Origin of the sequence: Bradyrhizobium sp. 170, from assembly GCF_023101085.1 — a bacterium.
Classification (GTDB): Bacteria; Pseudomonadota; Alphaproteobacteria; order Rhizobiales; family Xanthobacteraceae; genus Bradyrhizobium.
In genome coordinates this window covers 8,499,165-8,510,280 of the sequence record NZ_CP064703.1, presented here as the reverse complement: position 1 = coordinate 8,510,280, position 11,116 = coordinate 8,499,165, and the positions used below count along the sequence as shown (strand labels likewise).

9 protein-coding genes are annotated in these 11,116 nt (G+C 61.8%); 7 read left to right on the top strand and 2 right to left on the bottom strand.

Going from position 1 to position 11,116, the window contains the following annotated elements; genetic code table 11:
- Window positions 1-57 precede the first annotated feature (57 nt).
- The 7 genes from IVB05_RS40105 to IVB05_RS40075 all read left to right on the top strand — a co-directional run bounded on the left by IVB05_RS40105 (window position 58) and on the right by IVB05_RS40075 (window position 7,507).
- A complete protein-coding gene (locus IVB05_RS40105) occupies window positions 58-933 on the top strand; it encodes a branched-chain amino acid ABC transporter permease (RefSeq protein WP_108512250.1) in 876 nt (291 codons plus the stop codon).
- A complete protein-coding gene (locus IVB05_RS40100; protein ID WP_247781583.1) occupies window positions 933-2,084 on the top strand; it encodes a branched-chain amino acid ABC transporter permease in 1,152 nt (383 codons plus the stop codon). Before IVB05_RS40105 ends, IVB05_RS40100 begins: the two co-directional genes overlap by 1 nt.
- Complete coding sequence (locus IVB05_RS40095) at window positions 2,081-2,839, top strand: ABC transporter ATP-binding protein (protein ID WP_247781582.1); 759 nt, start codon at window positions 2,081-2,083, stop codon at window positions 2,837-2,839. The genes IVB05_RS40100 and IVB05_RS40095 overlap by 4 nt, the downstream gene beginning before the upstream one ends.
- 10 nt (window positions 2,840-2,849) lie before the next feature.
- Complete coding sequence (locus IVB05_RS40090; protein ID WP_247781581.1) at window positions 2,850-3,629, top strand: ABC transporter ATP-binding protein; 780 nt, start codon at window positions 2,850-2,852, stop codon at window positions 3,627-3,629.
- A gap of 133 nt (window positions 3,630-3,762) precedes the next feature.
- The gene (locus IVB05_RS40085) at window positions 3,763-5,601 is read left to right on the top strand and encodes an AMP-dependent synthetase/ligase (RefSeq protein ID WP_247781580.1); all 1,839 of its coding nucleotides are present in this window, start codon (window positions 3,763-3,765) and stop codon (window positions 5,599-5,601) included.
- 126 nt (window positions 5,602-5,727) lie between these two features.
- Window positions 5,728-6,927, top strand: coding sequence for an ABC transporter substrate-binding protein (locus tag IVB05_RS40080; protein WP_247781579.1), 1,200 nt, complete (start codon window positions 5,728-5,730; stop codon window positions 6,925-6,927).
- A 76-nt stretch (window positions 6,928-7,003) separates the two neighbouring features.
- The gene (locus IVB05_RS40075; protein ID WP_247781578.1) at window positions 7,004-7,507 is read left to right on the top strand and encodes a hypothetical protein; all 504 of its coding nucleotides are present in this window, start codon (window positions 7,004-7,006) and stop codon (window positions 7,505-7,507) included.
- Between the two features lie 134 nt (window positions 7,508-7,641).
- On the opposite strand, the gene IVB05_RS40070 is transcribed toward IVB05_RS40075, so the two are convergent.
- Both IVB05_RS40070 and IVB05_RS40065 read right to left on the bottom strand, forming a co-directional pair.
- Complete coding sequence (locus tag IVB05_RS40070) at window positions 7,642-9,822, bottom strand: PQQ-dependent dehydrogenase, methanol/ethanol family (protein WP_247781577.1); 2,181 nt, start codon at window positions 9,820-9,822, stop codon at window positions 7,642-7,644.
- A gap of 245 nt (window positions 9,823-10,067) precedes the next feature.
- Complete coding sequence (locus IVB05_RS40065; RefSeq protein ID WP_247781576.1) at window positions 10,068-10,868, bottom strand: transglutaminase-like cysteine peptidase; 801 nt, start codon at window positions 10,866-10,868, stop codon at window positions 10,068-10,070.
- Window positions 10,869-11,116: the final 248 nt, after the last annotated feature.

The window sequence follows — 11,116 nt, the reverse complement described above, 5'->3', positions numbered from 1 at the left end:
GACACAAGATGCGGAAAAGGCGGTCGACAGAATCGCCTGGCATCGGGGAGGGAAATGATGCTGGACTTCGTTCAGCAGCTGGTGAGTGGCATTGCGCTCGGCTGCGTTTACGGCTTGATCGCGCTCGGTTTTGTGCTCGTTTACAAGGCAACCGAGGTCGTCAATTTCGCCCAAGGCGATTTGATGATGCTGGGCGGGTTCTTCGCCTTCACCTTCATCGGCATGCTCGGTCTCAATTACTGGCTCGGATTCGCCGGCGCAGTCATCGCCATGGCGGCGTTCGGCATGCTGGCCGAACGCGTCGTGGTGCGTCCGATTCTCGGCTATCCGCAGTTTTCCATCATCATGGCGACGATCGGGCTCGGATACTTCCTGCGCTCCGTGGTCGGCATGATCTGGGGCACCGACGATTTCAAGATCGACACGCCGTTCAGCGACGGCGTGTTACGGATCGGCTCGCTGGTGCTGGCATACGACAAGCTCTCGGTGATCGCCGCGACCGTCATCCTTTGCGCGCTGCTGTATTTATTCTTCAATCGCACCACGCTCGGCACCGCGATGCGCGCCAGCTCCGAGAACATGCTGGCCGCCTACTACATGGGCATTCCGGTCAAGCGTGTGGTGTCGATTGTGTGGGCGATCAGCGCGGCGGTCGCGACTGCCGCCGGCGTGCTGCTGGCGCCGATCACCTTCATTCACTCCAATGTCGGTCTCGTGCTCGGCCTGAAAGCGTTTCCCGCCGCGGTGCTCGGCGGCTTCGGCTCCATCCCCGGCGCGGTGGTGGGCGGCGTGCTGATCGGCGTGATCGAGAGCATGGCCGGATTCTACCTGCCGCAGGGCTGGAAGGACGTCGCGCCCTACATCGTTCTTCTGGTGGTGCTGTTGCTCAAGCCCGAAGGCCTGTTCGGTATTCATACGCGGAAGAAGGTCTAATGCGGTTCCTCTTCAAGACGGATTACGAAGACGACATCAGGCTGTTTCCGCACAGCGGCTACGTCGTCTCCTATGGCATCCTGCTGGCGTTTCTTGTGATCGCGCCGTTCGTGCTGTCGAGCTATCTGGTCAGCCAGTTGGTGTTCGTCTGCATCTACGCCACGGTGGGCGTAGGCTTGATGATTCTCACTGGCTTCACCGGGCAGGCCTCGCTCGGCCACGCCGCGTTTCTGGCGATCGGCGCCTATACGGCGGCCTATCTGCAGCAATACAACGTTCCGTTCCCGGTCTACTTCCTGGCCGGTGGCCTGTTGACCGGCGTGGTCGGTGCGCTGGTCGGGTTTCCCGCGCTGCGGCTGACGGGCATCTACCTCGTCATCGCGACGATTTCCTTTGCCTTCATCGTCGAGGAAGTGCTGGCGCGCTGGGAAAGCGTGACCCACGGCAATGAGGGCATGCGCGTCAAGACCTTGAGCCTGTTCGGGCAGGCGGTGCCGCAAAACGGTCCGACCTTCTACTTCCTTTGTCTCGGCGTGTTGATCCTGACCATCGTCGGCACGCTCAACCTGTTGCGCTCGCCCACGGGGCGCGCCTTCGTCGCGATCCGCGACAGCGAAACGGCGGCGCGCAGCATGGGCGTCAACGTCTCGCTCTACAAGGTGAAGTCGTTTGCGATCAGCGCGGCGATCACTGGCCTCGCCGGCGTGCTGTTCGCGCACAAGCTCTCCTTCATCTCTCCGGAAATGTTCACGCTGCAGCTCTCGATCGAGTTCATCATCGTGATCCTGATCGGCGGCACTTTCAGCCTGCATGGCGCGGTGCTCGGCGCGATCTTCCTGGTCATGATCGATCCGTTCCTGACCTATCTGAAGGACGACTTGCCCGTCATAATCGCGGGCATCTTCGCAACGTTGGGCGCGGACAGCGTGACCGCGTCGAAGATTCACAGCAACGTCGCCGCCATTGCCTCCGCCAACGGCCTGAAGGGCGCTATCTACGGGGTGATCATCGTGCTGTTCGTGCTGTTCGAGCCGCTCGGTCTGTACGGGCGCTGGCTGAAGATAAAGCTCTTCTTCCAGCTATTCCCGCTCTACAAGCGCGCCACCTTCAAGCGTCAGAAAATCTATGTGAAATCGGAGCGGAACCGATGAGCTATTTCCGTGCAGAAAACCTGTCTTTGCACTTCGGCGGCCTGAAGGCGGTCGATTCCGTCAGCTTCGCGGTGGAGAAGGGTGAGATTCTCTCGATCATCGGCCCCAACGGTGCAGGCAAGAGTTCGATCTTCAACCTGATCTCGCGGATCTATCCGCCCACTTCAGGCAGGATCTTTTTCGAAGACCAGGACATCACCGAGCAGCCGGCCTACGAGATTGCAGGCCTCGGCATTGCCCGCACCTTCCAGAACATCGAGCTGTTCGAGAATGCGACCATGCTGAGCAACCTGCTGGTCGGCCGTCACCGGCACTCCACCACGCAGCTCTGGCAGGAATTGCTGTTCATGCCGAGCGTGCGCGCCGGCGAAAAGGTCCATCGCCGCCGCGTCGAGCAGGTGATCGAATTCCTCGATCTCGAAGCCTATCGCGACAAGCTGATCTCGGGGCTGCCCTACGGCGTCCGCAAGGTGATCGAGCTCGCGCGTGCGCTGTGCTCGGAGCCGAAACTGATCCTGCTGGACGAGCCGTCATCCGGGCTGAACGTCGAGGAGACCGACGACATGTCGTTCTGGATCCGCGACATGAAGACCGAGCTCGGCATCACCGTGCTGATGGTCGAACACGACATGACGCTGGTCAACCGCGTCTCCGACCGCGTGATTGCGCTCAACTACGGCCGCGTGCTCGCGATGGGCTCGCCGTCCGAGGTACAGCGCCATCCCGACGTCGTCGCCGCCTATCTCGGCGCATGAGGATGATGCCATGAGCGCTTCCGACATCATCCTCAAGCTCAGCAATATCGAGAGCTATTACGGACCGATTCAGGCGATACGCGGTATCAGCCTCGAAGTGCCGCGCGGCCAGATCGTCACGCTGCTCGGCGCCAACGGCGCCGGCAAGACCACCGTGCTGAAAACCATCTCCGGTATTCTCGATCCACAAAAAGGCTCGATCGAATTTTTGGGCAAGCCGATACAGCGCGTGGAAGCCGACAAGATCGTGCGGCTGGGCTTAAGCCATGTGCCGGAGGGGCGTGAGGTGTTCCCGTTCCTCTCCGTGCGCGAGAACCTGATGATGGGGGCCTATCCGCGCAAGGATCGCAGCGGCGTCGCTGAGGATCTTGATCGGGTCTACGGCTATTTCCCGCGGCTGAGGGAGCGCATCAACCAGCCTGCGGGGCAGCTTTCCGGCGGCGAGCAGCAGATGCTGGCGATCGGGCGGGCGCTGATGAACCGTCCGACCCTGCTACTTCTGGATGAGCCGTCGCTCGGCCTGTCGCCGATCCTGGTGAAGGAGATCTTTACCATCATCAAGCGCGTCAACGAGGAGCAGGGCATGTCGATCCTGCTGGTCGAGCAGAACGCCAAGGTGGCGCTGGAGACCGCCCATTACGGCTATGTGCTGGAAATCGGCCGGGTCGTCATGAATGACACCTGCGAACGGCTGATGAATTCAAAGGACATCCAGGAATTCTATCTCGGCGCCAAGGAAGAGGGCGCCCGCGGCGAACGGCGCTGGAAAAAGAAGAAGACATGGCGTTAGAAGGCCTGGCGTTAACCGTCGCAGTCAAAAGCATGGCGTTCAGAACGAGTTAGAGCTAGATTCAGGCCCTGCTTCAAGAAGCAAGACCGGCTGACAAGACCGGCGAAGCAGGCGACAGAGGGAGGAAGAGAGCATGGCCAGACCGGCAGTGCTGACGGTCGCCGACACGATCGCGAAGAGTTTTCTGAAGTCCGTGGAAACCCGCGGCGACCGGCCGGCGATCCGTGAAAAGAAATTCGGCATCTGGCAGCCGACCAGTTGGCGCGAGTGGCTGCAGATATCCAGGGATATCGCCTACGGCCTGCATGCGTCAGGCTTCCGGCCCGGCGACGTCGCCTCGATCATCGCCAACGCGGTGCCGGAATGGGTCTATGCCGACATGGGCATCCTGTGCGCCGGCGGCGTCTCTTCCGGAATCTATCCGACCGACTCATCCGTGCAGGTCGAGTATCTGATCAACGATTCCTCGACAAAAGTGATCTTCGCCGAGGACGAGGAGCAGCTCGACAAGATCCTGTCGTGCCGTTCGCGGTGCCCGACATTGCAGAAGATCGTCGTGTTCGACATGGAGGGCCTGAGCGGCTTTACCGACCCGATGGTGCTGTCGCTGGCCGAGTTCATGGCGCTCGGGCGTAACCACGCCCAAGGGAAAGAAGCGCTGTGGGACGAGATGATCGGAAGCCGCTCAGCGTCCGATCTCGCCATCCTCGTCTACACGTCAGGCACCACGGGCCCGCCAAAGGGCGCCATGCATTCCAATCGCAGCGTGACGCATCAGATGCGCCACGCCAACGATCTGTTTCCGTCGACCGACAATGAAGAGCGGCTGGTGTTCCTGCCGCTCTGCCACGTCGCCGAGCGGATCGGCGGCTATTACGTCTCGCTGGCGCTGGGATCGGTGATGAATTTCGCCGAGAGCCCGGAAACCGTGCCGGACAATCTGCGCGAGGTGCAGCCGACCGCCTTCCTCGCGGTGCCCAGGGTCTGGGAGAAGTTCTATTCCGGAATCACGATCGCGCTGAAGGATGCGACCAACTTCCAGAAGTGGATGTACCGCAACGCGCTCGCGATCGGCAATCGCGTGACGGAATACAAGCTGCAGGGCGATACCCCGCCATTGTCGCTGCGGCTCGCCAACAGCGCCGCCTACTATCTGGTGTTCCGCAACATCCGCCGCATGCTCGGTCTCGACCGTTGTCGGCTGGCCTTTACCGGCGCGGCCCCGATCGCGCCCGATCTGATCCGCTGGTATCTCGCGCTCGGCATCGACATGCGCGAGGTCTACGGCCAGACCGAAAATTGCGGGGTCGCCACCGTGATGCCGCCCGATCGCATCAAGCTCGGTTCGGTCGGCAAGGCCGCGCCCTGGGGCGAAGTCGCGATTTCACCGCAGGGCGAGATCCTGATCCGCGGCGACTTCCTGTTCATGGGTTATCTGAACCAGCCGGAAAAGACCGCGGAGACCATCGACGCCAAAGGATGGCTGCACACCGGCGACGTCGGCTCGATCGACAATGAAGGCTTCGTCAAGATCACCGACCGGATGAAGGACATCATCATCACCTCCGGCGGCAAGAACATCACGCCGTCGGAAATCGAGAACCAGCTGAAGTTCTCGCCTTACGTCTCCGACGCCGTGGTGATCGGCGACAAGCGGCCTTATCTGACGTGCCTGCTCATGATCGACCAGGAGAATGTCGAGAAGTTCGCGCAGGACCACGACATTCCCTTCACCAACTACGCAAGTCTTTGCCGTGCCCCCGAAATCCAGGACCTGATCCAGCGCGAGATCGAGGCGGTCAACGTCAACTTCGCCCGCGTCGAAACCATCAAGAAGTTCTACCTGATCGAACGTCAGCTCACGCCTGAGGACGAGGAGTTGACGCCGACCATGAAGCTGAAGCGCAGTTTCGTGAACAAGCGTTATGCCGCCGAAATCAACGCCATGTATGGCGAGCGGGCGGTGGCGTAGCCAATGGGACTTGTAACTAACGAGGCTTGAAACGGAATTTTTCGAGCGGATTTTTTTTGAAAACGGCGAAGGATTGAGAAGGCCCCACCCTTCGCTCAACACGGGCCAAACGAAGAGGAGACTGCAATGTCGAAATCGTTCAAGGCGCTGGGCCTTGCGGTGAGCGCCCTTGCGCTGACCCAACTGCCGGCCGCAGCCCAAACCAAGGTCACCAATGACGGCATCTCGGCCGCCGAGATCGTCATCGGCACGCATCAGGACCTGTCCGGCCCGATCAAGGTCTGGGGCGTTCCGGTTTCCAACGGCATGAAGATGGCGGTGGAAGAGGTCAACGCGGCCGGCGGCATCCACGGCCGCAAGATCAAGCTGATCCTGGAGGACAGCGGCTACGATCCGAAGCGCGCCGTGCTGGCGTCGCAGAAGATGGTCGAGCGCGACAAGGTCTTCGCCATGGTCGGGCCGATGGGTTCGCCGACGGTGCTCGCCTCGCAGGATATTCTGTTTGACGCAGGGGTGCTGCAGCTGTTTCCGCTGACGGCAGCCGAATTCACCTTCAAATTCGATCCGGCGAAGCCGCAGGAGCGGCTGAAATTCAGCAACCTGCTGCCCTATGTCGAGAGCACGCGCGCCGTGGTCAAGTACATGGTCGAAGCGAAGGGCTTCAAGAAGCCCTGCATCATGCATCAGGACGACGAGTACGGAAAGAACGTGCTTGACGGCTTCACCCAGCAGGTTGCCGCGATGAAGCTGACGCCCGCGTCGGTCACCAGCTACAAGCGCGGCGCCTCCGACTTCAGCGCGCAGGTCGCCAAGATGAAGGCCGACGGCTGCGATGTGGTCGTGCTCGGCACCGTGATCCGCGAAACCATCGGCGCGATGGGCGAAGCCAAGAAGCTCGGCTGGGACGTCACCTTCCTCGGCGCCACGCCGACCAACGTGCTTGAAGTGCCGGCGCTCGGCAAGGAAGCCGTGGAAGGGCTTTACGCCGCGGCCGCTTTCGAGATCCCCTACGAGGATACGGCCAAGGGCAAGGTCAAGGATTGGCTGGCCAACTACAAGAAGATGTTCGGCTCCGACGCCAACACCCAGGCCATCATCGGCTACAACTCCGTCATGACCTTCGCCCACTACGCGAACAAGGCGGGCAAGGACCTGACGGGACAGAAGATGCTCGATGCACTGGAATCGGGCGACAAGTTCATGGACATCTTCAACTCGCCGGCCACCGTCTTCTCGAAGACCAACCATCTCGCCAGCACGATTACCCAGGTCCAGCAGATCAAGAACGGCCGCTGGGTGCTGGTGAAGGACAATTTGATGTTCTGACGGAGCGCTTTGCTCCAACGGCCAACAGGCTTTAACGACAAGGGGCTGCGCGAGATGATCGCGCAGCCCTTTCTTTTTGCCGATCAAGCATGGCGCGCTACACTCGTTATTGCGACCTGCAGTTCTGCTCGCGTTGGAATACGAATTCGAGGAAAAGGCGGCCTTGGCGAACCGAGAGATCGACATCTGCGACAGGATCCGGCGCAAGCGTCGGCCAGGGAATACGAGGTGCGGTGTCGTCGCGGGCAGGATGACGGTGGCTGACGCCGCGCGTGCCTTTGGACTGGCCGATGACGACACAATCTACCGAACCATCGGAGGAATGGAGGCACAAGAAATCGCGACCCGCGTTCTCTCTGCCGATCTGGCTTACGGTTCGACGATCATGAGCATCTCGGATGCTGCCGATCTCTGGCGGCAGTTCGTGGCGTTGTTCGATGGACAGAACGTCGAGTTCTTCTCAAATGCCGCGGCGATTCCCAACGCCTGGACACCTGCTACCCCGGCGACGTTCGACATGGGCGTTCTTGTCGTGGGAGCAGACAAGGCCGGCTGTCTCTGGGTAGAGGACGAGGACTGAGCGAGCGGATTGGCGTAGCTTTGTCGCGCTTCATGTCAGAACGTAAAAGGGCTGCGCGATCGTCTCGCGCAGCCCCTCTGTTTGGATGATGGAGATTCCGGGTTCGCGCTTGCGCGTGCCCCGGAACGACTTCGTTACTTCGGCCTTATCGCGTCCGCGGTGCCCTGGATGAAGGCCGCGATTTTTGCGACATCCGCTTCGGTCAGCTTGCCCGTGAAGTCGGGCATGCCCTGGTCGCGGAACGGCCCCTTGAACACCATGTCCTTCAGGTTCTCGATCGTCTCCTTGGGGACGTAGCCGAGGTTTCGGACATTGCCGCCGTTGTGGACGCCCGGCACGCCATGGCACTGGGCGCAGGCGGTGACATAGAGCGCGGTGCCTTCCGGCACGTCCTTCGGATCGTACTTCACGCCGGCGAGCAGGCCCTCGGTCTGGTACTTGACGAAGGCCGGCGGCGGCGCCTTGCCGTCGATGGCGAAGGTGTAGACCGTGCCCGGGCTCCGAAGCTCGGTCACGCGCACCGCAATTCCGAACACGCCGCCCCAGCCGACGGCTACGGAGACGTATTGCTTGCCGTCGATCATGTAGGTCGAGGCGGCCGCCACCACGCCGGTGCCGGTCGGACTCTCCCAAAGCTTTTCGCCCGTGGTGGCATTGTAGGCGATGAAGCGCCCGTCGGCTGTCCCCTGAAATACAAGGTTGCCGGCCGTCGTCAGCGTGCCGCCATTCCACGGCGCGATATATTCAGCGCGCCAGGCTTCTTTCTGCTTCACCGGATCCCAGGCCAGCAGCCGTCCGAAGGGCTTGTTCTTCGGAGGGGTCGCATCCAGCATGAAGCCGACATTCCAGCCTGCCGCGGAGGCGAATTTGCCGGGCTCCTGGGCATTATGCTTGAACATCTTTTCCGGCGTCAGGTTCACCGGGATGCCCTGCGCCGGCAGATAGACGAGGCCGGTCTGCGGATTGAACGACATCGGATGCCAGTTGTGGGCGCCGTACGGACCGGGAATGCTGTCATAGGCTTCTGCACCGCGTGCCGCCGGCACCTCGATCGGCCGTCCGTTGGCGTCGTAGCCGGTCGCCCAGTTCACATCGACGAAGTTCTTCGCCGAGATGAATTTTCCGTTGGTGCGGTCGACCACGAAGAAGAAGCCGTTCTTCGGCGCGTGCAGAATGACTTTTCTTGGCGCGCCGTCGATCGTGATGTCGGCGAGGATCATCGGCTGGGTCGAGGTGTAGTCCCAATGATCGCCGGGCGTTTCCTGGTAGTGCCAGATGTATTTTCCGGTGTCGGCGTTCAGCGCCACCAGCGAGGCGAGATAGAGGTTGTCGCCGCCGGCAGGACTGCGCAGGTCGCGGTTCCACGGCGAGCCGTTGCCGGTGCCGATATAGACCATGTTGAGATCGGGATCGAAGGTGATGGTGTCCCACGCGGTGCCGCCGCCGCCGTTGATCCAGTATTTGCCGGCGGGATCCCAGGTCTTGGCCGCCGCCGCTATCGATTCATCCTCGAACGGCTTTGACGGATCGCCCGGCACCGTGAACCAGCGCCAGGCCTGGTTGCCGGTCTCGGCGTCATAGGCGGTGACATAGCCGCGCGCGCCATATTCGGCGCCGCCATTGCCGATCAGCACCTTGCCGTTGAAGACCCGCGGCGCGCCGGTGATGGTGTAGGAGTGCTCCTTGTCGATCAGGGTGTCCTTTTCCCAGATCACCTTGCCGTTGACGGCATCGAGCGCGATCAGCCGGCCGTCATAGGCGCCGACGAACACCTTGCCCTTCCACAGCGCGACGCCGCGATTGACCACGTCGCAGCAGCCCTTATAGCCCTTCTCGCGATCGATCTTCGGATCGTAGGTCCACAGCCGCTTGCCGGTGCGTACGTCGACGGCGTGCACCACGCTCCAGGACGCGGTCAGGTACATGATGCCGTCGACAACGACCGGCGTCGCTTCGACGCCGCGGGAGGATTCCAGCGGATAGGTCCAGACCAGTCCGAGCTTCTTGACGTTGTCGGCGTTGATCTGGTTGAGCTTGGAAAAGCGCGTCTCGGCGTAATCGAGGCCGATGGTCGGCCAGTCGTTCGACGTTGCCGTGTTGGCCTTGATCGAGGCGCCGTCGACCGCCGACGTCACGGCCTTGATGTGCTCGGGCGATCCCTTGGCGGGGCTCTGCGCGAGTGCAGCGCTGCAGGATAGCGTCAGGCCCAGCCCGATTGCGATCGCGGCCCGCGCAAGGCGCACCGATCGACGGGAAGTAACGGCAATTTCAGGAAACAAACGGCAAGCAGAATCAACGCGCGGCGGACGTGTCATCTTAATCCCCTCCCAGTGATCTCTAGCGGATCTGGTGGAATGCTATGCCGGTGGGAAGGATCGCGTCAATCGAGGCGGGGCACGAAATGAAAAAGAGAAAATTTGTCTCGCCATGTTTTCACGAAGTGAATGCAAGCTGGTATACCGGCTGCAGCGCACCATCGGCCACGAGGGCAAGGAAGATCAGGCAAGCAAAGCAGATTGTTGTCAGCCGTCGCCGCGCAATAATTGCGCGCCGTCATTCGTCAGTCGGCGCGTTCGAATGGCGGGGACGCGGAGATGGCCAGAGAACTCACGACGAGCGAAGCCACAGAATTATTGCCCGAGGCGTCGGCGAGCAGGGGGGCATCGATGTATTTCATTACGCCGTGTTGATCGATCACGAATGTCGGCCGGAAATTTCTGACGTCGGCATCCTCGACCATCGCCATGCGGCGGTTGTCGAGCGTCAGCCAGCGGCCGTCCAGCCGGGCGGCGGCCACCGCATGATCCTCGCCATGGATGGTATCGCGCAGCACCACGATCCTGACATCGTCGGGCGCGAGGCCGGCGCGGCGCAAGGCTGTGAATTTCGCAATCGCATAATCCTCGCAGTCGCCACCGCCACGCGCGAGCGTTGCGAGCGGCGGTGTCCAGACGTCGATCTGGCCGTGTTGGGCGAGGTCGCTCATCGGCCGGATGGCGAGATTAATGGCGCGGTTGATTTCGCCGAGGCGGGCGCGGCCTTCGCGTAATCGGGCGGCGTCGACGATGTCGAGGAATTTCAGCGCGGCCGGTGACACGCAGCCGTCACGGTCGCCTTCGCAGAGCGCAAGCTGCACCATTTCGTCGTCGAGCCGGCGTTGCACGCCGAGCCATTTGTCGCGCAGTCCACCGCTTGGGAGGGAAGATGCGGCAAGCCCGAACGGCTCGGCCGATCGGTGGATCAGCTCCGCCGGCGCCGATGGCTCCGCTGTCTCGGCCCGCAGGTCGGCAGGTCCGAACCAGGCCAGGCCGCACGCGACGATGCCCGCACGCCATGCGCGCGAGGTGACTGACAACCCCATCTGACGCCCCTTGTCCGGGCATCGGCGGGCTTGCTCTGCCTGCTCGTGTCCGGATCATTTCGGAAGGGGCAGGATGGGCGCGGGGGCTTTTGATCTGCTTAAGGCGAAGGGGAAGCTGGCCGCGAAGAGCGAAACAGCCTGAACCTGGTCTCGCCGGTTTGCAGACAATTTTATCGATCCGTCCGGACGTGGCGGCGATGGAATCGGCTGCGGCGTCGATCCGCTAACCCGGAAGGGCCGCGGCAGAC